Origin of the sequence: Roseovarius sp. Pro17 (assembly GCF_035599575.1) — a bacterium.
In the GTDB taxonomy this organism is placed as follows: Bacteria; Pseudomonadota; Alphaproteobacteria; order Rhodobacterales; family Rhodobacteraceae; genus Roseovarius.
Map to the genome: position 1 here is coordinate 3,959,862 of NZ_CP141179.1, position 20,207 is coordinate 3,980,068.

General features: G+C 63.4%; 22 protein-coding genes. 14 read left to right on the top strand and 8 right to left on the bottom strand.

Features of this window, described 5'->3' with window-relative positions; translation table 11 throughout:
• Positions 1 to 14: 14 nt before the first annotated feature.
• Both U3654_RS19115 and U3654_RS19120 read left to right on the top strand, forming a co-directional pair.
• The gene (locus U3654_RS19115) at positions 15 to 785 is read left to right on the top strand and encodes a DUF6478 family protein (RefSeq protein WP_324753121.1); all 771 of its coding nucleotides are present in this window, start codon (positions 15 to 17) and stop codon (positions 783 to 785) included.
• Between the two features lie 50 nt (positions 786 to 835).
• Complete coding sequence (locus tag U3654_RS19120; protein WP_324753122.1) at positions 836 to 1,213, top strand: hypothetical protein; 378 nt, start codon at positions 836 to 838, stop codon at positions 1,211 to 1,213.
• Between the two features lie 66 nt (positions 1,214 to 1,279).
• Here the strand turns inward: U3654_RS19120 and U3654_RS19125 are convergent, their stop codons facing one another.
• Together U3654_RS19125 and mutL are read right to left on the bottom strand one after the other, a co-directional pair.
• A complete protein-coding gene (locus U3654_RS19125; RefSeq protein ID WP_324753123.1) occupies positions 1,280 to 2,710 on the bottom strand; it encodes a DNA recombination protein RmuC in 1,431 nt (476 codons plus the stop codon).
• Positions 2,711 to 2,784: 74 nt separating this feature from the next.
• Positions 2,785 to 4,620, bottom strand: coding sequence for a DNA mismatch repair endonuclease MutL (gene mutL, locus U3654_RS19130; RefSeq protein ID WP_324753124.1), 1,836 nt, complete (start codon positions 4,618 to 4,620; stop codon positions 2,785 to 2,787).
• Positions 4,621 to 4,805: 185 nt separating this feature from the next.
• Here mutL and U3654_RS19135 point away from each other — a divergent pair, with 185 nt between their 5' ends.
• Complete coding sequence (locus U3654_RS19135) at positions 4,806 to 6,980, top strand: transglycosylase domain-containing protein (RefSeq protein ID WP_324753125.1); 2,175 nt, start codon at positions 4,806 to 4,808, stop codon at positions 6,978 to 6,980.
• Between the two features lie 104 nt (positions 6,981 to 7,084).
• On the opposite strand, the gene U3654_RS19140 is transcribed toward U3654_RS19135, so the two are convergent.
• Positions 7,085 to 7,690, bottom strand: a complete 606-nt coding sequence (locus tag U3654_RS19140) for an ABC transporter substrate-binding protein (protein ID WP_324753126.1) — start codon at positions 7,688 to 7,690, stop codon at positions 7,085 to 7,087.
• Positions 7,680 to 8,495 carry a VacJ family lipoprotein gene (locus tag U3654_RS19145; protein WP_324753127.1) on the bottom strand — a complete coding sequence of 272 codons (816 nt, stop codon included), beginning with the start codon at positions 8,493 to 8,495 and terminating at the stop codon, positions 7,680 to 7,682. The genes U3654_RS19140 and U3654_RS19145 overlap by 11 nt, the downstream gene beginning before the upstream one ends.
• 303 nt (positions 8,496 to 8,798) lie before the next feature.
• Here U3654_RS19145 and U3654_RS19150 point away from each other — a divergent pair, with 303 nt between their 5' ends.
• From U3654_RS19150 to U3654_RS19165, 4 genes are read left to right on the top strand one after another with little or no spacing between them, the layout of a single operon-like run.
• Positions 8,799 to 9,260, top strand: coding sequence for a RidA family protein (locus U3654_RS19150; protein ID WP_324753128.1), 462 nt, complete (start codon positions 8,799 to 8,801; stop codon positions 9,258 to 9,260).
• A complete protein-coding gene (locus tag U3654_RS19155; RefSeq protein WP_324753129.1) occupies positions 9,257 to 10,024 on the top strand; it encodes a glycerophosphodiester phosphodiesterase family protein in 768 nt (255 codons plus the stop codon). The genes U3654_RS19150 and U3654_RS19155 overlap by 4 nt, the downstream gene beginning before the upstream one ends.
• A gap of 52 nt (positions 10,025 to 10,076) precedes the next feature.
• Positions 10,077 to 11,267: a GNAT family N-acetyltransferase gene (locus U3654_RS19160; protein ID WP_324753130.1), complete on the top strand. Its 1,191-nt coding sequence runs from the start codon at positions 10,077 to 10,079 to the stop codon at positions 11,265 to 11,267.
• Positions 11,264 to 11,560, top strand: coding sequence for a 4a-hydroxytetrahydrobiopterin dehydratase (locus U3654_RS19165; protein ID WP_324753131.1), 297 nt, complete (start codon positions 11,264 to 11,266; stop codon positions 11,558 to 11,560). The genes U3654_RS19160 and U3654_RS19165 overlap by 4 nt, the downstream gene beginning before the upstream one ends.
• Before the next feature lie 18 nt (positions 11,561 to 11,578).
• Here U3654_RS19165 and U3654_RS19170 read toward each other — a convergent pair whose 3' ends face one another.
• Both U3654_RS19170 and U3654_RS19175 read right to left on the bottom strand, forming a co-directional pair.
• Positions 11,579 to 11,812, bottom strand: a complete 234-nt coding sequence (locus U3654_RS19170; RefSeq protein ID WP_324753132.1) for a hypothetical protein — start codon at positions 11,810 to 11,812, stop codon at positions 11,579 to 11,581.
• Between the two features lie 93 nt (positions 11,813 to 11,905).
• Positions 11,906 to 12,394: a peroxiredoxin gene (locus U3654_RS19175; protein WP_324753133.1), complete on the bottom strand. Its 489-nt coding sequence runs from the start codon at positions 12,392 to 12,394 to the stop codon at positions 11,906 to 11,908.
• An 89-nt stretch (positions 12,395 to 12,483) separates the two neighbouring features.
• On the opposite strand from U3654_RS19175, the gene U3654_RS19180 reads away from it, so the two are divergent.
• Positions 12,484 to 13,692: an NAD(P)/FAD-dependent oxidoreductase gene (locus U3654_RS19180; protein WP_324753134.1), complete on the top strand. Its 1,209-nt coding sequence runs from the start codon at positions 12,484 to 12,486 to the stop codon at positions 13,690 to 13,692.
• Positions 13,689 to 14,243, top strand: coding sequence for a 16S rRNA (guanine(966)-N(2))-methyltransferase RsmD (rsmD, locus tag U3654_RS19185; protein WP_324753135.1), 555 nt, complete (start codon positions 13,689 to 13,691; stop codon positions 14,241 to 14,243). Before U3654_RS19180 ends, rsmD begins: the two co-directional genes overlap by 4 nt.
• A 16-nt stretch (positions 14,244 to 14,259) precedes the next feature.
• Here rsmD and U3654_RS19190 read toward each other — a convergent pair whose 3' ends face one another.
• Together U3654_RS19190 and U3654_RS19195 are read right to left on the bottom strand one after the other, a co-directional pair.
• Complete coding sequence (locus tag U3654_RS19190; RefSeq protein ID WP_324753136.1) at positions 14,260 to 14,649, bottom strand: hypothetical protein; 390 nt, start codon at positions 14,647 to 14,649, stop codon at positions 14,260 to 14,262.
• A 77-nt stretch (positions 14,650 to 14,726) separates the two neighbouring features.
• Positions 14,727 to 16,004, bottom strand: a complete 1,278-nt coding sequence (locus tag U3654_RS19195) for a glycerate kinase type-2 family protein (RefSeq protein ID WP_416384534.1) — start codon at positions 16,002 to 16,004, stop codon at positions 14,727 to 14,729.
• A 130-nt stretch (positions 16,005 to 16,134) separates the two neighbouring features.
• Between U3654_RS19195 and U3654_RS19200 the strand changes: the two genes are divergently transcribed.
• The 5 genes from U3654_RS19200 (at position 16,135) to U3654_RS19220 (ending at position 20,158) form a co-directional block, all read left to right on the top strand.
• Positions 16,135 to 16,512, top strand: a complete 378-nt coding sequence (locus U3654_RS19200) for a CrcB family protein (protein WP_324753137.1) — start codon at positions 16,135 to 16,137, stop codon at positions 16,510 to 16,512.
• Positions 16,509 to 17,552, top strand: a complete 1,044-nt coding sequence (locus U3654_RS19205) for an RluA family pseudouridine synthase (RefSeq protein ID WP_324753138.1) — start codon at positions 16,509 to 16,511, stop codon at positions 17,550 to 17,552. Before U3654_RS19200 ends, U3654_RS19205 begins: the two co-directional genes overlap by 4 nt.
• Positions 17,549 to 18,229 (top strand): HAD-IA family hydrolase, encoded by a 681-nt coding sequence (locus U3654_RS19210; protein WP_324753139.1) that lies wholly within the window; start codon positions 17,549 to 17,551, stop codon positions 18,227 to 18,229. Before U3654_RS19205 ends, U3654_RS19210 begins: the two co-directional genes overlap by 4 nt.
• The gene (locus U3654_RS19215; RefSeq protein ID WP_324753140.1) at positions 18,226 to 18,945 is read left to right on the top strand and encodes an ATP12 family chaperone protein; all 720 of its coding nucleotides are present in this window, start codon (positions 18,226 to 18,228) and stop codon (positions 18,943 to 18,945) included. Before U3654_RS19210 ends, U3654_RS19215 begins: the two co-directional genes overlap by 4 nt.
• A gap of 193 nt (positions 18,946 to 19,138) precedes the next feature.
• Complete coding sequence (locus U3654_RS19220) at positions 19,139 to 20,158, top strand: amino acid ABC transporter substrate-binding protein (protein WP_324753141.1); 1,020 nt, start codon at positions 19,139 to 19,141, stop codon at positions 20,156 to 20,158.
• Positions 20,159 to 20,207 lie beyond the last annotated feature (49 nt).

Genomic DNA, 20,207 nt, shown 5'->3' on the forward strand with positions numbered 1-20,207 from the left:
AGGGGCGGTGACAGATGCGGGTGCGTAGTGCTTTGGTCGACTGGATCGTGCATCGGCGCGGCGTGCGTCGATGGACCCGCGCCGCCCGTCGCGCCCCCGAAATGGCGCTGGCCGAACTGCGACGCGAGCGGGCCATGGCGCGCAACCTGCTCTATTCGCTGCATGAAATGACTGCGATCGCCGACAACCGGCTGGCCCTGCCGATGATCGGCTCGAAGGCATTTCCCAAACCTCATGGCACAGATTGGTCCTGGCGCCCCGCGCTATGGAACCTGCCGCTGGCCAGCCCCGGCATGTCGTCGGCCCCAAGCAAAGCCAAGCTGGGCGATGAGCTGACATTGTTTCACGATTGCGCCCGCTCTGAGCTGACATTGCGCCAGATCCGCAACACGCGCGAGGCGGACCTCGCGCCTTTCGGGCTGCGCATAGATGTATTTGCCTTCGACGGCTCGTTCCTGTCGGTGGTGCTGGACCTGCCGCACGGCGCGGTCGACGGGCTGAAAAAACACCACCTGCTACGCATGACGGCCATCGTCGAGATGGAAAAACCTCTCGAGATTTTCGCCCGACTGAACATCAAAAACGGGCCAAATACCGAACAGATCGTGCGTGAGTTGCCGCTGAACGAGGACGAGATCGTCGTCGAATTCGATCTGGCTTATTCCAACCTCAACGAAAAGCGGATCGAGCGGGCATGGGTCGATTTGATCTTTGAAAATCCCGAGATGAGCCAGGTGATCCTGCGCGATCTGACCTTTAGCCGCCGCCCGCGCGCCGAATTTTGATGGGCCCGAATTCTGACAACCGGAATTCTGACAGCCGGAAAGGGATCGACATGAGCAATCTCACACTGACCAAGACGCGCCTGTTTGAGGGCGTCTGGGAGGGCCAGTTGACCTATGAGGGCGAGGGGAACACCCAGCCCGACATTGAGGTCACGCATCTGGAACAGCCGATATCCGGCGTAGAGGTGGTCGAAAACGAAGAGGGCGGTTTCTGGACCCTGCGCGTACCTATCCCGGCCAACATGATAACCGATGGTGTGCAGATTTTCCTCATCCGCGACAGGCGCGCGGATACAACGCTGGACAGTTTCGCGCTGATGTCGGGGGATGCGCTGGGCTATGATATCCGCACCGAGATGACGCTGCTGCGTGAGGAATTGGACATGCTCAAGCGCGCCTTTCGCCGCCACTGCCTCGACACCACCTGAGCCACGGGCGCGGGATCCTTCGCGAAAAATCGTTGCCCCGAGTCCTGTTCGGCATCCTGTCCGGTATCAGGTGTTGTCGTTTGATTCGTCCGGCGCGGTGAATTCATGTGCGGTCAGGCGGCGCGGTTCATGCTCGACGTTGTCGGGCTTCTCGATTTTATCAGATGAGGCCGAAACGACCCCCAGTTCCTCGAACTTACGGGCCGAAGGCAGCACGCGTCCTTCTAGCGATCCAAGCGCCTTGTTGTAGTGATCAACAGATTGGCCCAGCGAGCGGCCCACCTTGCCCAGGTGCTCGGCAAAGACGCGCAGGCGGTCGTATATCTCCTTGGCCGTCTTCTGCACTTCCTCCGCATTTTCGGCCATCTTGTCCTGCTGCCAGCCATAGGCGATCGCCTTGACCAGCGCCATCAAAGTGGTCGGCGTGGCGATCAGCACCTTGCGTTCAAAGGCGTATTCGATCAGCCCCGGATCGGCCTCGGCGGCGGCAGACACGAACGTCTCGCCGGGGATGAACATGACCACGAAATCAGGGGCCGAGCTTAGGTTGTCCTGATAGGATTTGGACGATAGCTCGTTCACATGTTTGCGCACCTGAACGGCGTGCAACTTTATAAACTGGCTTTGCAATTCGGGCGTGTCGGCCTCTAGCGCGTCGAGGTAAGCCGAAAGCGGAGTCTTGGCGTCGATCACGATGCTTTTGCCGCCGGGGATGTGGACGATAGCGTCGGGGCGGCGCTTGCCCTCGTCGGTGTCGAAGCTTTTCTCAAGATGGAAATCGACGCGCTCGGTCATGCCGGCCATCTCGAACACCTGCCGCAGTTGCATCTCGCCCCAACGCCCGCGCGTTTTGGGCGCGCGCAGGGCCTGCACGAGGCGCCGGGTTTCCTGCCCAAGATTGGCCTGACCCTCGGTCAAGGACAACACCTGCTGTTTGATCGTGCCATAGGCCTCGTTGCGGGCCTTTTCGATCTCGCCCATGCGCAGGTCGAATTTGCCCAATTTATCATCCAGCGGTTTGACCAGATCGCGGATCGCGGCATGACGGCGGTTCAGATCCTCATCGGCGGATTGCTTGTGCGTCTTGAACCGCTCGGACACCAGCGACAGGAATTTCTCGGAATTGGCCGACAATGCGCCGGAGGCCAGCGATTGAAACCGGTCCTCCAGTTGCTTTTTCATATCGGCCAGATCGGCCAGCCGTTGCTGATGTGTTTCCTGAAGGCTGGTCAGGCGCTGTTCCAACGAGGCGGAATTCACCTGCTCGCGGTAGAGGTCCGCTAACAAGTCATCGGCGCGATCCTCCAGCGCGGGAACGCGGTCGGCTATGGGGTGCAGCCCCGCCAGCTTTTCGCGCAGTGCGGATGCCTCCGCCTCATGTCGACGGGCGCGGCGCGCCGCGAAAATGGCCATCAGCGCGAGGATCAGCGCCAGCGCGGCAGCACCGACCGCGACGGCCTGCCACTGCGTGAGGTCCAGATCCAGATACTGCTCCATGCGGGCGTCCTTTTGCGTCGAATTGATGCCGCCAACTGGCGTCAAAGCAGGTCGGTCTGCAACCTTAAACGGCTCTAGCTGCGCCCGAATAGCCGCTCGATATCGCTGAGTTTCAGCGCGACATAGGTGGGCCGACCATGGTTGCACTGACCCGACAGCGGCGTCGCCTCCATTTCGCGCAGTAGCGCGTTCATCTCGTCCGCCTGCATCCGGCGCCCCGAGCGAATCGAGCCGTGGCAAGACATGCGGCTGAGGATCGCGTCGATGCGGGCGCGCACCATCTCGGTGTCGCCCTGATCGCTCAGCTCGTCCAGCAGGTCGAGGATCAACGCGCGCGCATCCACGTTGCCCAAAAGAGCGGGCGTTTCGCGCACCGCGATGGCGCCGCCGCCAAACGCCTCAATCGTCAGGCCAAGCGGCGCGAGGTCCGGCGCGGCCGCCAGCAGCGTGGCGCAATCGCCCTCGGAGAGGTCAATGATCTCGGGAATCAACAGGGCCTGTGCGGCGATGCCATGCTCGGCCATCTGGCGTTTCAGGCGCTCGTAAACCAGCCGCTCGTGCGCGGCGTGCTGATCGACGATGACGATGCCCTCGTCTGTCTGGGCGATGATGTAGTTTTCATGCACCTGCGCGCGGGCGGCACCCAGCCGTGTATCTGTGCGGGCCGAATCGGTCGTATCCGGGGCAGGTTCGGCTCGCGCGCTGTAATCACCTTGCATCTCGGCAAAACCGGGGGCTTGGGCGGCATAGCCGGCCGCGCGGGCCTGCGCCGACGGGCGGTCCATCTGATAGACACGCGCGCCGGTCTGCTCGGGCCGGAAGGCGCCCAGCGTGCCTGTCGTCACTGTTGACGACGCGCGATGCCCCGCCTCGGACAGCGCGTGGCGCAGGCCCGACACGATCAGGCCGCGCACGGTGCCGGGATCGCGAAACCGCACTTCGGACTTGGCGGGATGCACGTTGACGTCGACCAGCGCGCCCTCGCAGTCGATGAATAGCGCGGCAACCGGATGGCGGTCGCGGCTGAGCACGTCCATATATCCTGCACGCAGCGCGCCGATCAGCATGCGGTCGCGCACCGGGCGACCATTGACGAACAGGAATTGCGCCACCGCCGCGCCGCGCGAATAGGTTGGTAGGCCCGCGCAACCGGTCATGTGAAACCCCTCGCGCTCGGCGTCTATACGCATGGAATTGGCGGCGAAATCGCTGCCGATGACGCGGGCCAGCCGCGCGTGCAGGGCATCAAACAGATCGCCCGTTTCGGCATCGGCGCGGAATGTCTGCCGTCCGTCGCCGCCGCCCGACACATCGCGAAGGGTGAAGCTGACCTGCGGCTCGGCCATTGCAAGCCGTTTGATTACGTCACCAATCGCCTGCGACTCGGCCCGGTCGGTGCGCATGAATTTCAGCCGCGCAGGTGTCGCGTGGAAAAGGTCGCGCAACGTGATTACCGTGCCGCCATTCAGTGCGGCGGGGCGCACGCTACTCATCTTGCCGCCCGTCACGGCGATCTCGGCCCCGTCGTGGCCTGCCGCGCGCGAGGTGACGTTTAGCCGCCCGACAGCGCCGAGGGACGCAAGCGCCTCACCGCGAAAGCCGAAGCTGTTGATGTTCAGCAAGTCGGAGCCGTCGATCTTGGACGTCGCATGACGGGCCAGTGCCAGCGGCAGGTCGGCGGGGGTCATGCCGCAGCCATCATCCGTCACGCGGATCAGCGTTTTGCCACCATCCGCGATTTCGACCGCGATGCGGCGCGCGCCGGCGTCTATGGCGTTCTCGACCAGTTCCTTGACCGCGGATGCGGGTCGTTCAACCACTTCGCCAGCCGCGATACGGTTGATCGCAGCCTCGTCCAACTGTCGGATAATCGGGCCGGATTGGCCTATATGGGGTGCCTGTTGCGTCATGCCACAAGACTTAGCATAGGGAGCCTTGATTCGACCAGCCGCTGGCGTGCGCCATCGCAGCTAAAGCGTTTTAGGTAAAAAATCGCCCCAATGCGTGCGGCCCCTCTACATTCGCGCCGATCTGGGCTAGCTTGCCGCAAATCCAAGGGGTAAAAGCCCTGATATTCCGGCCGGGCAGGGCAAAGATGAGCAATTCAGGACGGCGCAAGTCACCCTTGGTGGCCGATAGGCGCAAACCCAAGACCAAGCCAAAGGCGGCTAAACCCCGCAAGGCGCGCAAGCGTGCGCCAGCCAAACGGCGCGGCGGTAACGTCCTGACACGCACCGTCTTTGGCCTGCTGCGCTGGATCTGGCGCATCGTTTGGGGCGTCGGTTGGCGGCTGACAGCGGTGGCACTAGTGATCCTGGGCATCGCCGTCGCCTACGTCTATGCCACCCTGCCCGATGTCTCGGCGCTGCTTGATGGACGCGCGCGCGGATCGGTCACGCTACTGGATCGCGACAGTGACGTGTTCGCGTGGCGCGGCGATCAGTTTGGTGGGGCTGTCAACGCCGGCACCGTGTCAAAACACCTGCGCAACGCCGTGATCGCAACCGAGGACAAGCGGTTCTACCTGCATCCCGGCGTTGATCCCATTGGCATTGCCAGCGCCGTGCGTATCAACCTCAGCGAGGGGCGCGGGCCGCTCAGCGGCCATGGCGGATCGACCCTGACACAACAGACGGCCAAGCTGCTGTGCCTCGGCACTGAATATGTCGAGGCCGAATGGGACAGCGAGGCCGAGTATGTCGCCGATTGCCGTCGTGGATCGCTGGTTCGCAAGGCCAAGGAAGCCATATATGCAATGGCGATGGAGGTGAAATACACCAAGGAAGAGATCCTCTCTATCTACCTGAACCGCGCCTATCTGGGCGGTGGCGCCTATGGTGCCGAGGCTGCCGCGCAGCGCTATTTCGGCAAATCTGCCGCGCAGTTGAACCCGTCTGAGGGTGCGATGCTGGCGGGCCTTTTGACTGCGCCCTCGACGCTGGCGCCGACCAGCAACATCGAGCGTAGCCAGAACCGCGCGTCGGTCGTGATCGGCCTCATGCGCAATCAGGGCTTTTTGTCCGCATCCGAGGCCGCGATCGCGGTGGCTAATCCCGCCGAGTTGTCCGAGGCTGCCGAGCGGCAGGCGGGCGGCTATTTCGCCGATTGGGTCATGTCGTCCGGCCCCGAATTCTTTACCCGCGACACGACCGAGGATGTGATCATCCGCACCACGCTGGACCAGCGCATCCAGCGCGCTGCCGAGGCAGGGCTGGACGCTGTTTTCGACGAAAAGCTGCGTGAGGGGTCCAAGGCGCAGGCGGCAGTCGTCATCATGTCGTCGGATGGTGCCGTGCGAGCGATGATCGGCGGGCGCCAGACCAAGGTATCGGGTGCCTTCAACCGCGCCACGCAGGCGAACCGGCAGACCGGCAGCAGCTTCAAGCCGTTCGTCTATGCGACGGCGCTGGAGCTGGGCTATTCCAGCCAGGACACCGTCGTGGACGAACCCTATTGTCTGGACATTCCAGGCTCGGGCCGATGGTGCCCCAGCAACTACAGCAATCGCTTCCATGGTCGGGTGACGTTGGCTGATGCGCTGAAGTACTCATACAACATCCCCGCCGTTAAGGTCGCTGAGAGTGTCGGACTGGATCTGGTGCGCAAGGTCGCCAGCGATTTCGGGATCAAGAGCGATCTGGCCGCCGGTCCCGCATTGGCGCTGGGCGCGTCCGAGAGCACGCTGCTGGAAATGACCGGTGCGTTTGCTGGCATCCTCAACGGCGGTTCGTCGGTCAAACCCTACGGTCTGGTTGAGCTCAAGCTGCTGGGGCAGGATGAGGCCGTCATGGGCGCGGGCGGTGGCATCGGCGAGCGTGTGATCCGCGAGGACGCCGCGCGCGAACTGACCTGGATGATGAGCCGCGTGGTCGACGGCGGCACCGGCGCGCGCGCCAAACTGCCGGGCCGCGAGGCGGCGGGCAAAACCGGCACGACGCAAGCCGCGCGCGACGCGTGGTTCCTGGGCTTTACCGCGGATTACGTCGCGGGCGTCTGGATGGGTTATGACGATAACACGCCGCTAACCGGCGTGACCGGCGGCGGCCTGCCTGCCGAAATATGGCATGAGGTAATGGTGCGCGTCCATGAGGGGATGCCGGTCACCCCCCTGCCAATGACGCGTGTTCAAGAGCGGCCCGTTCAACAGGTGCAGCAACCTCAGGTGCAGCAACAGCAACGTGACCAAGGGTGGCAAGGTAGTCAAACCCGACAGCGCCAGCGACAGGACGGCCCGATCACCAATATCCTGCGGCAACTGTTCGGCGGGTGATCTGCCGCGCGCTCAGCGGCATGGTTGCCTGCGCGCCCAAACACGCCAACGAAAAGCGCGCGGCCCTTAGGGAACCGCGCGCCTGGCTTAGTGCAATCCGGATGTTAGCCCGCCCGCCGCAAATCCGCAGTCATTGCGTCGATATTGCCCTGACGACGATCCAGCATCGAGCCGATTTCGGTCCGCTCGCTCAGGCGTAGGCTGATGCCTTCGATCAACAGGTCAAAGAACAGATCCCGCCCCGAGCGGTCCGAGACCAGAAAGCGCACGTCAAAGGGCGCCTCGCCGCGCAGGTTCACACGGGCCTGAACCTCGTGCCAGGATTTGACCGCGCTCACCCTCAGCACTTCAATCTGCCCGCCTTGGAATTCTTTGAACCGTTTGCCGTATTTGCGCGCGATGTAGCCGCGAAAGGCGTCGGTATAGGCTGCAATCTGCGCTGCGCTGGCGCGGTTGGCATCCGCGCCCAGCGTGCTGCGCGCGATCAGGTCGACGTCCGCGTAGCGGCGGAAAATGCCTTCGAAATCGCCAATCATCTGGCCCAGAGACTTGCCCGAGGCGATGACGCGGTTGATCTCGCCCACTACCTTGTCAACCAGCGCGCGGGCGCTGGCGTCATTCAGGGCCAGCGCGCTGCGAGGCATCGCGGCGATAAATGCCGCGCCCGTCCCGGTGGCGATCAGGCTGCGGCGTGTGATGTCATTGGTCATAAGGATCCTCGAGGTCTGCGCTGACGCCGGGGCCAGCAGGCGCTCCGGCGGTGGTGTCGTAGGGATCGAGATTGGCCTCGCTGCCCCCGCTGCCCACCTTAAAGCGGCGATTTTGCAGATAAAGTGAGCGGGAGGCCGCGTAGCTATCGGCGCTGTCATAGAGGACCGAGTCGATCGATTCGCTGTAGCGCCCGCGCGATGTCAGCCCCTTTGAGGCGCGCGTGCCCAATACATAATAGACCTCGGGGTCTTCGATCACGTAGCCCAGCGGGTTGGTGAATATGTCCACGACACGCCCCGCCGCCGCGCGGGTGGTCGAGGGGCCTATCGCTGGCAGTTGGATAAAGGGGCCCTCATGCACGCCCCATGTGTAAAGCGTCTGACCGAAATCGGTATAGGTCGCGGCAGGCATGTTCAGGTCCGTGGCGACGTCGATCAGACCGCCCAACCCCAGCGTCGTGTTGACCAGAAACCGGTAGAAATCCGACGTCAGACCCACGCCATTGCCCTGCAGCGCGCTGTTCACCATCGTGCCGGGCAGCGACAGATTGGTGGCGAAATTGCTGACCGCCGTTTCGACATCGTCCGGCACGACGGCGCTATAGCCCATGGCCACCGGGCGCAGGACGGCGCGGTCCAGCCTCTTATTTCGCTCGTGATTGAGGCGATTCGATGCCTCGTAGGGATCATAGGGTGCGTCGCGCGTGAGGGCGGGATCGGGCTGATGACCGCAAGCGGCCAGCAGTGCAAGCAGCATGACGCAAATGGCGGCGCGGGGCGCAAGAATTGGGAGGGTACGTGTCAACAGATCACTTTCAAGCCAAATTTCCAGTCCAGTCTACCGGCCAGCATCTAGAGCGAGTCGCAGTCTCCGGCACGTGGCGGTTCGTCGAATGAAAGGGATGCGTTGCACAAATGAGACGTTTGCGGCGCGCCGCACAGGTCCATCCCCCGCATGCGAATTACCGTTTTCCCCGCCGCCACGCAAGTGGCGCGCCTGTTCCTGCACGCCTCTGCCCCGCCCCGCGCGTGTGCATTTGTCGTTTTCATCCGGCGGCGCAGGCGTTAGCGTCCATGCCGAAACAACAGCACAAAGGACTTGAGGCACATGGGAAAATTCGAGACAAAGCTGGCCGAGATGGGCGTGACGCTGCCCGACGCACCGGCCCCCGCGGCCAATTATGTGCCTTATGTTCAGGTGGGCGACACTCTCTATGTCTCTGGTCAGATTTCGCGCGACGATAACGGTCTTTTGACCGGCAAGCTGGGCGATGACGTGGACACTGCAGCCGGTGCGAATGCGGCGCGCCATTGTGCCATCGCCCTTCTGGCGCAGGTCAAGGCCGCGTGCGGTGGTGATCTGGACCGGCTGGTGCGGGTGATCAAGCTGGGCGGTTTTGTCAATTCGACACCCGATTTCACCGAACAACCGCAGGTCATCAACGGCGCGTCCGATTTCCTGGGCGAGGCGTTGGGCGACGCGGGCAAGCACGCGCGCGCTGCCGTATCGGCGGCATCGCTGCCGCTGGGCGTCGCGGTCGAGATCGAGGGCATTTTCCAGATCGCATGACGCGGCTTGACGCGGCATTTTTGCGCCAGCCGCTGGCGCATCGCGCCCTGCATGACATTGCGGCAGGGCGCCCCGAAAACACGCGCGCGGCGATTCGCGCCGCGATTGCGCGCGGCTATGGCATCGAGATCGACGTGCAGATGTCGTCGGACGGTGTCGCGATGGTATTCCACGACAACGATCTGGAGCGGCTGACGAATGCAAGCGGCCCGATCCGTGCGCAGAGCGCCGCAGGCCTTGCCGCGATCCCGTTGAAGGGCTGCGACGAGGGAATCCCGACGCTGGCCGAGGTATTGCAGCTAGTCGCGTGCCGCGTGCCGCTGTTGGTCGAGGTCAAGGACCAGCACGGCCAGATGGGCCAAACCGACGGTATTCTTGAGGCATCTGTTGCGCGCGATCTGGCGGGATATGCCGGGCCGGTCGCGGTCATGTCATTCAACCCCCATTCGGTGATCCGCCTCGCCGACTTGGCCACGGGCGTGCCGCGCGGGATAGTCACTTGCGCCTATGCGGCGCATAACTGGCCCGAGTTGCCCGAGGATGTGCGCAATCATCTGCGCGAGATTCCCGATTTCGATTCCGCAAAGGCCAGCTTTGTCAGTCATCAATGGGACGATCTGGACCGCCCTCGCGTGGCCGACCTGAAAGAGGCGGGTGCCGCGATCCTCTGCTGGACGATCCGCAGCCCTGAGGCCGAGGCGCGCGCGCGGCGCATCGCGGAAAATATCACCTTCGAGGGCTACCTACCGGACATGCCTGCTTGAATTGCGCGCCTTCGGGTACAGGTTAGTCCAAGGCAGCGAGGCACAGGCATCCATGACGGAAACCAGCGACATCACCATCCGCGCGCATGGCGACCTGAGCGGCATAGCTGCTGGCGAATGGGATTCCTGCGCCTGCCCCGAGGCTGTGGGGGGCGCGCGCCCCGAAGATCCGTTTACCACCTACCGCTTTCTCAAAGCGCTGGAAGATAGCGGGTCGGTCGGCCCCGGCACGGGCTGGCAGGCGCAATACCTGACTGCCGAGCAGGGTGGACAGATTATTGCCTGTGCGCCGCTTTACGCCAAATCGCACAGTCAGGGTGAGTACATCTTTGATCACGGTTGGGCCGATGCGTATCAGCGCGCGGGCGGGCGATACTATCCGAAATTGCAGATGGCGGTGCCGTTCACACCGGTGACGGGGCGGCGGTTCCTGACCCGACCGGGGCATGAGCAATCGGGCCGCGCCGCGCTGGTGCAAGGCGCGTTGCAGATCGCCGAGCAAAACGCGCTGTCGTCGCTGCATATCACCTTTTGCACCGGTGCCGAGGCCGAGGCAGGCGCGGCCATGGGCCTGATGCGGCGCACCGGTCAGCAGTTTCACTGGTTCGACGCGGGCTATGGCGATTTCGACGGCTTCCTCGCCGCCCTCAGCGCGCGCAAGCGCAAGAACATCCGCAAGGAGCGCCGCGTAGCGCAGGAATTTGGCGGACAGATAGTGCAGTTGACCGGTGACGATATCCGGCCCGAGCATTGGGATGCCGTGTGGGAGTTCTATCAGGACACCGGCGCGCGCAAATGGGGCACACCCTACCTCACGCGCGAATTCTTTGAGATTGCGCATGACACGCTGCGCGACGACATTTTGCTGATTCTTGCCATGGACGGCGCGCAGCCTGTTGCGGGCGCTGTGAACCTTATCGGCGCGTCGGCATTATATGGCCGCTACTGGGGCTGCATTGAGGATCACCCGTGCCTGCATTTTGAGCTATGCTATTATCAGGCCATTGATTTTGCGCTGGCGAATGGACAAGTTCGTGTTGAGGCGGGCGCGCAGGGCGAACACAAGCTGGCGCGCGGTTATCTGCCCGTGGCGACACATTCGCTGCACTGGATGCGCGATGCGGGGTTTGCCGATGCGGTCGCGCAATATCTGCGGGCCGAGGGCGCGGCGGTCGAGGAAGACATCGAGATACTGACGTCCTTCGGGCCGTTCAGGAAAACACCCAAGGAGGATCATGAATGACCGAGATACTCAGCGATACCGCCCGCAACACGATGATCAATCCGCTGCTGAAGGACGGCTGGGCCATGGTTGAGGGGCGCGATGCCATCACCAAGGAGTTCAAATTCTCTGATTTCGCCGATGCGCTGGGCTGGATGGTCCGCGCGGGTGTCTGGGCCGAAAAGTGGAACCACCACCCCGAATGGAGCAACGTCTATAATAAGGTAACTGTGACGCTGACCACGCATTCCGTGGATGGCCTCAGCACGCTGGACGCCAAGCTGGCGCGCAAGATGGATATTCTGGCGGGCTGAGCGAAGGTCGCAAACTGCCTAGCCCCAGCGCAGCAAGCCGATGATGGCCGAGACCGCATAAAAGAATTGTAACGCAAGAAAGGCCCACCTGCGGTCAATAACGGCCCAGCCCGCAAAAAGGGCTGAGGAAATCAGTAGCAATGTAAAACCCAGCACCTCGTTGCCGGTGTTCGACGCAATAAGAAGTGCATAGGCGATAGCGAGGGCAGAGCCGGATACCTCGAAAATTGTGACGTAGATGGATTTGTTCATAGTTGCTCTGTTGCTGGCGGTAAGGCTGGCAAGTACTAGGCGCGCCGCGATCTGCTGGCAATCATATTGCGGCGCGCCGCCTCGTAGGGTGCCCTACATAGCGTCCAAAAGGCCCTCGCCAGCCGATACGTCGCAGAGGCCGGGGTTTTCCTCTTCGTTCAGCAGCGTCACGGTGCCGTCTTCGACGACCATCGCGTAGCGCTTGGACCGGTCGATCAGGCCGGCGTCTTCGTTGGTAAAGTCCATGCCCATCGCCTTGGTAAACTCTGATACCGGATCGCCCAGCATCGTGATTCCTGCGGCGGTTGCGCCAGTCACTTCGCCCCATGCGCCGGTGACGAAGGGATCGTTGACCGAGATGCAGATGATCTCGTCCACGCCCTTGGCGGTGAACTGGTCCTTGGTGCGGATAAAGCTGGGGACATGTGCGTTGTGGCACACGCCCGTAAAGGCACCCGGCACGGCAAAGATGACAACCTTGCGTCCATCGGTCTTGGACGCCAGATCGACCGACACGGGGCCGTCCGTACCCATCTGAAGAAAGCTGGCCGAGGGCAGTTTGTCGCCTGTCGAAATACTCATGGTCGTTTCCTGACTGTTGTTTGCGCTGAGATACCGAACCGATATAGTCTGCGCGGCGGTGAAGCCATGCAAAAGATCGGAAATGGGACATGTCGGATATCGTCGTGGTCGGGGCAGGGCAGGCAGGTGCGTCGTTGGTGGCGCGTCTGCGCAATAATGGCCATGAGGGTCGTATCACCCTGATCGGCGAGGAAACCGCGCCGCCCTATCAGCGCCCGCCCCTATCCAAGGCCTATTTGCTGGGCGACATGGAGTTGGAGCGGCTCTACCTGCGCCCGCATCATTTCTACGGTGAGATCGACGTCGATCTGCGACTGGGTTCGCGGGTGGATCACATTGATCGCGCCGCGCAGACAGTAAGCGTGGGTGGCGAGACGCTGCACTATGACGCATTGGTACTGACCACCGGATCGACCCCGCGCCGCCTGCCCGCCGCAATCGGCGGCGCATTGGACGGCGTGCATGTGGTCCGCGATCTGGCCGATGCGGATGCGATGGGGCCGCGATTCGGCCCCGGCGCAAAGGTGCTGATCGTGGGGGGGGGCTATATCGGCCTCGAGGCGGCGGCCGTGGCGGCCAAAAAGGGGCTGAATGTTACGCTGGTCGAAATGGCTGAGCGCATCCTGCAACGGGTCGCCGCGCCCGAAACATCGGATTTTTTCCGCACACTTCATGCCGAAAACGGCGTTGATATCCGCGAGGGTGTGGGGCTTGAGAAATTGCTTGGTGAGGGGCATGTCACTGGTGCACGCCTTAGCGACGGGACCGAACTGGCAGCGGATTTTGTTATCGTCGGCGTCGGTATCGCCCCCGGCACGGCGCTGGCCGAAGCGGCAGGGCTGGAAATCGACAACGGCATCGCCGTTGATTCGCTGGGCCGCACCAGCGACCCGGCGATCTGGGCGGCTGGCGACTGTGCCTCTTTCCCTTATCAAGCCGGGCGCCTGCGGCTGGAGTGTGTGCCGAACGCCATCGACATGGCCGAATGCGTGGCAGACAATATCATGGGCGCCGCCAAGAACTATGTGCCGCAGCCGTGGTTCTGGTCGGACCAGTATGACGTTAAATTGCAGATCGCAGGGCTGAACACCGGCTATGACCGGATTGTGACGCGTCCGGCAAGTGGCGCGCGCTCGGCCTCGTTCTGGTATTACCGGGGCGACACTTTGCTGGCGGTTGATGCGATGAACGATCCGCGCGCTTACATGGTCGGCAAGCGGCTGATCGACGCCGGAAAATCGCCTGCTCCCGAGGCCGTGGCCAATCCCGAGACCGAGCTGAAATCACTGCTCAAGTGAGGATCATTGCAGGAGATGCGCGCGGACGCCGCCTCGCGGCGCTGGGCAAGGGGGACGCCGCCGCGCAGCTGCGCCCCACATCGGATCGTGTACGCGAAAGCCTGTTCAGCGTGCTGACCAGCATGGACGCGGTGGCGGGTGCCGAGGTGCTGGACCTGTTCGCCGGAACCGGTGCGCTGGGCCTTGAGGCGTTGTCGCGCGGGGCTGTGCGGGCGCGGTTCGTCGAAAATGGCCGCGTGGCGCTGAAGCTGCTGGATGAAAACATCGCGCTAACCGGAATGCAGGACCGTGCGGATGTGTTGCGCCGCGATGTGCGGCGGCTGGGCGGCGTGCAAGGCACCCCTGCGAATTTGGTCTTTCTGGATCCGCCCTATGCGCGCCAGCTGGGTGAGGCGGCGCTAAGTGCCGCGATCGAAGGCGGCTGGTTGGCCCCCGGCGCGCTGATTGTCTGGGAGGAAAGCGCGGCTATCGTTCCACCGCCGGGCTGTGCGCAACTGGATCGCCGCCGCTATGGCGACACGCATATCACGCTGCTCGAGTGGGGCGGCTGAGGGGCGATATCCTCGGTCAATCCCTCAGGTTGCGCCCTTCGAGCATGGCAAAGGGATAGGTCTTGCCGTCCAGACTCCAGGCGAATCCCTCATCGGTGCGCATCACGGCGTATGCGGTCCAACCGACCGTGTCCCAAAAGCTCTCGTAGAGGCCGGTGCCCTCATCGACGCGCCATTTACCGGTCAGTCTCTCGCCGGTTTGTGGCTGATAGATGGTGATGCCATCGGCGCCGAAATAGGATCTGTAGGAGTTGCCATCCCATTTCCCTTCGGCGGTGTTGCCGGTCAGCAGACGCTCGACCTCAGGCGCGCTCAGCGTGTCGCCTTCGGCGTAGGCAGCCGTACCCGCCGCGCCCAGCAGCAGGGCGGTCGTGGCGGCTATCGTAGTAAAGAGGCGACGGTGCATGGCAGTAAGTCCTCCGTTGGGCCGGTTACGGGCGGCAGCGCCCGGCGGACCTTAAATTAACACAATCGCGGGCGATTTCAACTGGATCGGGCAAAGGGTGGCCGAATCAGCAGCGCGCGAAAGTCGTTGACGTTGGTCAGCGTCGGCCCCGTTACCACCTGAGCGCCCAGCGCCGCAAAGAAGCTGTGAGCGTCGTTCTGCGCGAGTGCCGCAGCGGGATCGAGACCTTTCGTCGCTGCCCCGCGCAATGTGTCGGGGCCGATGATCGCACCCGCCACTTCGGCGGCGCCATCGACGCCATCTGTATCGCAGGCGATGGCGTGGATGCCCGGCGCGCCGTCCAGCGCGATAGCCTGCGCCAGCGCGTATTCGGCGTTCGGCCCGCCAATGCCGTCGCCCCGGCGCGTCACTGTCAATTCGCCACCCGATAGCAGCAGGATTGGCGCGTCCTCGGGCATCATCCCGGCCCGCGCATTCAGCGCGGTGCGGGCATGGGCGGCGGCCACATCGCGTGCCTCGCCCTCGATAGCATCGCCGAGGATTTCGACCTGCATACCGGCCCCGCGCGCCAGTTCGGCGGCGGCGGCCAGAGATTGCGAGGGCGCGGCATAGATTACGTTCTGAACATTGGCGAGGCGCTCGTCATTTGGCGCCAACACGGCACTGGCGCCGTCCAGCACGGCCTGCACCGAGGGCGCAGCGTCGATGCCATAGCGCGCGAGGATGGCGGCCGCGTCGGCGGGTGTGTTTGCATCGCCCACCGTCGGCCCCGAACCGATCATCGCCGGATCATCGCCCGGCACGTCGGAAATCATCAGCGCCAGCATGGTCGCGGGGTACGCGGCGGCGGCCAGTTGCCCGCCTTTGACGCGGCTCAGATGCTTGCGCACCGCGTTCATCTGTCCGATGGGCGCGCCCGACGATAAAAGCGCCTGATTGACCGCCTGCTTTTCGCCCAGCGTGATGTTGCCCGCTGGCTGAACCAGCAGCGCCGACGCCCCGCCCGAGATCAGCGCCAGCACGAAATCTCCCTCGCCCAAATTTCGCAGCAGATCCAGCATGCGTGCTGTCGCGTCCACGCCCGCCGCGTCGGGTACGGGATGCGCGGCCTCGACAATTTTGATGCCTTCGCAGGGTCGCGCATAGCCATAGCGCGTGATGACCAGCCCCTCGCATGGCCCCCACTCCGCCTCGACCGCCTCGGCCATGCGCGCCGACGCCTTGCCCGCGCCGATGACGATCACGCGCCCCTCGGGCCGTGGTGGCAGATAGGCGGCCAGGCTTTGCATCGGGTCGGCGACTTCGACAGCGCGGTCGAACAGGCGGCGCAGCAGCGCCTTGGGATCATCGGACAAGACAGGGCCTCACTCTTGGGTCATGGCGACCCATGTTAGCGGTCGCAGGCCGCGGAACAAGCGGTTTCGCAACTGCCCGCGCACCCCTGCGCCGCTTGACAATGACAAGGCGTCGCGCGACAGAGCGGCCATGTTCATGACCTACCTCTCGGTCGCCCTTGGCGGCGCAATCGGTGCCAGTCTGCGTTTTAGTGCAGGACTGTGGGTGGCGCGCCTAGCTTCGCCCAGCTTTCCCTTGGCAGTGATGGGCGTCAACGTGATCGGCTCTTTCATCATGGGCGCCTTTGCCATCTGGTCACTGGAACGGGGCCATGCGGCGCTGAATCCCTTTGTGATGACCGGCATCCTCGGCGGCTTTACGACCTTCTCTGCCTTTTCACTTGAGGCGCTGACGCTGATCGAGCGCGGAGAGGGCCTGCTGGCGCTGCTTTATGTGGCCTTGTCGGTGGGCCTGTCGATCGGCGCGCTGGCGCTGGGATTATGGTTAATGCGGGGGGTGCTGGCATGAGTGGCGTTCAGACGATTTACGTGTCCAAGGACGACGGTGATCAGCGGCTGGACCGCTGGCTGCGCCGCCAGTTTCCGCACCTGCAACAGGGCCGCATCGAAAAGATGTGCCGCAAGGGCGATCTGCGCGTCGATGGCGGCCGCGTAAAAGCCGCCACGCGTCTTGAGATTGGCCAGGCCGTGCGCATTCCACCGCTGCCCGATCCTGCGGAGGCAAATGCGCGGGCGCGCGCCCATGTAACCGATGCCGACGCCGCGATGATCCGCGCCTGCGTGATCTACCGCGACGATCATGTGATCGCCTTGAACAAGCCCCCCGGTCTGCCGGTGCAGGGCGGGTCCAAACAGACGCGCCATGTCGACGGGTTGGCCGAGGCGCTGCGTTTTGGCATGGACGAAAAACCGCGCCTCGTGCACCGGCTGGACAAGGACACATCCGGGGTTCTGATGCTGGCCCGCACCCGCGAGGCGGCCAAGGGGCTGACCGCCGCGTTCCGCCACCGCAACACGCGCAAGCTGTACTGGGCTGCCGTCGCTGGCGTGCCGACGCCACGCATGGGCACGATCAAGTTCGGTTTGGTCAAGGCACCCGGCCACGGCGCCAAGGGCGAAGGCGAAAAGATGCACGCGATCCATCCCCGCGACGTCGAGGATACCCCCGGAGCGAAACATGCAACGACCGACTACGCGGTGCTGGAGGCAGTGGGCGCGCGGGCGTCATGGTGCGCATTGGTCCCGATCACGGGTCGCACCCATCAGCTGCGCGCGCATATGGCCGAGCTGGGGCATCCGGTGGTCGGCGATGGCAAATACGGCGGCTCGGGGCAGGAAAACCTTGGCGATGGCTGGGGCGCGCAACTTGGCGGGGACATCAGCAAGAAGCTGCACCTGCACGCCCGCTCGCTGAAAATCGAGCATCCGGTGACGCATGCGCAGCTGCACCTGACCGCGCCGCTGCCGCAGCACATGCAACACACATGGGACACGTTCCAATGGTCGCCGTCGGATGTGCCGCCTGATCCGTTCGAGGATCTGGAGTGAGCGGCCCCCTGCGCCTCGTCATCTTTGACGTCGACGGCACGCTGGTCGACAGTCAGGGCGATATCGTCGCCTCGATGCACCACGCTTTTGCAGAGCTTGGCGCGCCCGCGCCGTCACACGCAGACATCGTGGGGATCATCGGCCTGTCGCTGGATGTCGCCATGGCGCGGCTTGCGCCCGATCTGGATAGCGCCGCCCATGACGCCCTCGTCGAGGCGTATAAGCGCAGCTATATGAGCACTCGTGCGCAGGCGGGCGCGGCGCAATCCTCGCCGCTTTTCCCCGGCACGCGGCAGATGCTGGAGATGCTAGGTGCGCGCCGCGATCTGTTGATGGGCGTCGCCACCGGCAAATCCCGGCGCGGACTGGACAAGCTGCTGGAGGGGCATGGCCTGCAAAAGATCTTTGTCACGCAGCAGGTGGCCGATTTCCATCCGTCCAAGCCGCATCCTGCCATGCTGCACGCCGCGCTGGAGGAAACGGGTATCAGTGCGCGCGATGCGGTGATGATTGGCGACACGACATTCGACATGGACATGGCGCGCGCGGCGAGCATTGCCACCATCGGCGTCGAATGGGGCTATCATCCCTCGGCTCACCTGCGCGCTGACCACATGCTGAACCGCTGGGCCGACCTGCCTGCGTGCCTCGATCAGCTATGGGACGCGGCAGCATGAGCGAATGGGCCGCGAAACGGTTCTGGAACGAGGCCAATGTTACGGACGTGGCCGCCAGTCACGGTATTGCGCTGGACGGACGACCGGTAAAAACCCCGGCCAAGGCACCGCTGATCGTACCAACGCGCGCGTTGGCACTGGCCATCGCGGACGAATGGAACGCCGTGGGCGAGTGGATCGATCCGCTTGCGATGCCGATGACACGCTCGGCCAATGCGGCGATCGACAAGGTCGCGCATCAGCATAGCGAAGTGGCCGATATGATCGCCGCATACGGCGAGACGGACCTTCTGTGCCACCGTGCGACCACGCCCGAAGAGCTGGTGCTGCGTCAGGCCGAGGAATGGGATCCGTTGCTGGACTGGGCTGATTCGAAGCTGGGCGTGCGACTGCGCCCCACGCCGGGTGTCATGCCCGCTCCGCAAGACGCTACCGCGCTGCGGCGCCTGCGCGCACGGGTCCACGCGCAGGATAATTTTGCGCTGACCGCACTGCATGATCTGGTTGCCCTTTCGGGATCTCTGGTGATCGGCCTCGCCGCCCTTGAAGGCGGTCAAGACACTGATGTCCTATGGGAAAAATCCCGTCTGGATGAGGCGTGGCAGGCCGAGCTGTGGGGTGCCGATGACGAGGCAGACGCGCTGGCCGCCACCAAGCGCGCGGCGTTTATGCACGCAAGGGAATTTTTCTGTCTTGTGAGTGAAAATTCCTGCTGAATCCACTTGGGTGACGCTGGGTTAGCGGTTTGCAAATTCATCACTTTTCATCATGCGGCCCTTGACCTTTTGGAGTGAATCCCGCCACACTCTGCGCCACCTAGGGGAAATATCCCCTGCGCTTTAATTGGGTCCGCAACGGACCTAATAAACCGCCCTGGCTGAAAGGGTGGACAATCAGGAAGAGGTAATAATGAAAAAACTCGTAATTCTTGGCGCGATGACGGCTGCCGGGCTATCCGCCGGGGCCGCTGCTGCGGGCACGCTCGACGACGTCAAGGCACGTGGCAAGCTGAACTGCGGCGTGACCACCGGCCTCGTCGGCTTTGCCGCGCCGGACGCAAATGGCGATTGGCAGGGCTTTGACGTGGCGATCTGCCGCGCCGTCGCTGCTGCTGTGCTGGGCGACCAGAACGCTGTCGAATTCGTGCCCACCACTGGCAAGACCCGCTTTACATCGCTCGCCTCCGGCGAGATCGATCTGCTGGCACGGAACACCACTTGGACCTTCAGCCGCGATGTCGACCTGAAGTTCGAATTCGTCGGCACCAACTACTACGACGGTCAGGGCTTTATGGTTCCCAAGGCGCTGGGCGTCAGCTCGGCCAAGGATCTGGATGGCGCGACCGTCTGCGTGCAGACCGGCACCACGACCGAGCTGAACCTTGCCGACTATTTCCGCAAGAACAACATCAGCTACGAGCCGGTTCCGATCGAAACCAACGCCGAAGGCCAGCAGCAATATCTGGCCGGTGCGTGCGATGCATACACCACCGATATGTCGGGTCTGGCATCCACCCGCGCCACGTTCGAAGCGCCGGATGATCACATCCTGCTGCCTGAAATCATCTCAAAAGAGCCGCTGGCACCGCTGGTTCGCCATGGCGACAACGAGTGGGCCGACGTGGTTCGTTGGACGCTGAACGCGCTGATCGCCGCCGAAGAGCTGGGCGTTACCAATGCCAATATCGCTGATCTGTCGGCACAAGCGGGCGATGCGCCCGAGGTCAACCGCCTGCTGGGAACCGAAGGCAACCTTGGCGAGCAGCTGGGTCTTGACGCTGATTGGGCCAAGAATGCCATCATGGCTGGTGGTAATTACGGCCAGATCTTTGAGAAGAACATCGGCGAGGCGTCGCCCATCGGTCTGGCGCGCGGCCTGAACGCGCAATGGACGGATGGCGGGCTGCTGTATTCGCCCCCCTTCCGCTAAGATCACCCCGAAGGGCGCGGCGATTGCCGCGCCCTTCGACTTTCTCGTG

What these genes read in the sequence shown, in the direction of transcription:
- U3654_RS19115 (WP_324753121.1), top strand. Translation starts at nt 15, where the DNA reads ATGCGGGTGCGTAGTGCTTTGGTCGACTGGATCGTGCATCGGCGCGGC.
- U3654_RS19120 (WP_324753122.1), top strand. Translation starts at nt 836, where the DNA reads ATGAGCAATCTCACACTGACCAAGACGCGCCTGTTTGAGGGCGTCTGG.
- U3654_RS19125 (WP_324753123.1), bottom strand. Translation starts at nt 2,710, where the DNA reads ATGGAGCAGTATCTGGATCTGGACCTCACGCAGTGGCAGGCCGTCGCG.
- mutL (WP_324753124.1), bottom strand. Translation starts at nt 4,620, where the DNA reads ATGACGCAACAGGCACCCCATATAGGCCAATCCGGCCCGATTATCCGA.
- U3654_RS19135 (WP_324753125.1), top strand. Translation starts at nt 4,806, where the DNA reads ATGAGCAATTCAGGACGGCGCAAGTCACCCTTGGTGGCCGATAGGCGC.
- U3654_RS19140 (WP_324753126.1), bottom strand. Translation starts at nt 7,690, where the DNA reads ATGACCAATGACATCACACGCCGCAGCCTGATCGCCACCGGGACGGGC.
- U3654_RS19150 (WP_324753128.1), top strand. Translation starts at nt 8,799, where the DNA reads ATGGGAAAATTCGAGACAAAGCTGGCCGAGATGGGCGTGACGCTGCCC.
- U3654_RS19155 (WP_324753129.1), top strand. Translation starts at nt 9,257, where the DNA reads ATGACGCGGCTTGACGCGGCATTTTTGCGCCAGCCGCTGGCGCATCGC.
- U3654_RS19160 (WP_324753130.1), top strand. Translation starts at nt 10,077, where the DNA reads ATGACGGAAACCAGCGACATCACCATCCGCGCGCATGGCGACCTGAGC.
- U3654_RS19165 (WP_324753131.1), top strand. Translation starts at nt 11,264, where the DNA reads ATGACCGAGATACTCAGCGATACCGCCCGCAACACGATGATCAATCCG.
- U3654_RS19170 (WP_324753132.1), bottom strand. Translation starts at nt 11,812, where the DNA reads ATGAACAAATCCATCTACGTCACAATTTTCGAGGTATCCGGCTCTGCC.
- U3654_RS19175 (WP_324753133.1), bottom strand. Translation starts at nt 12,394, where the DNA reads ATGAGTATTTCGACAGGCGACAAACTGCCCTCGGCCAGCTTTCTTCAG.
- U3654_RS19180 (WP_324753134.1), top strand. Translation starts at nt 12,484, where the DNA reads ATGTCGGATATCGTCGTGGTCGGGGCAGGGCAGGCAGGTGCGTCGTTG.
- U3654_RS19190 (WP_324753136.1), bottom strand. Translation starts at nt 14,649, where the DNA reads ATGCACCGTCGCCTCTTTACTACGATAGCCGCCACGACCGCCCTGCTG.
- U3654_RS19200 (WP_324753137.1), top strand. Translation starts at nt 16,135, where the DNA reads ATGTTCATGACCTACCTCTCGGTCGCCCTTGGCGGCGCAATCGGTGCC.
- U3654_RS19205 (WP_324753138.1), top strand. Translation starts at nt 16,509, where the DNA reads ATGAGTGGCGTTCAGACGATTTACGTGTCCAAGGACGACGGTGATCAG.
- U3654_RS19215 (WP_324753140.1), top strand. Translation starts at nt 18,226, where the DNA reads ATGAGCGAATGGGCCGCGAAACGGTTCTGGAACGAGGCCAATGTTACG.
- U3654_RS19220 (WP_324753141.1), top strand. Translation starts at nt 19,139, where the DNA reads ATGAAAAAACTCGTAATTCTTGGCGCGATGACGGCTGCCGGGCTATCC.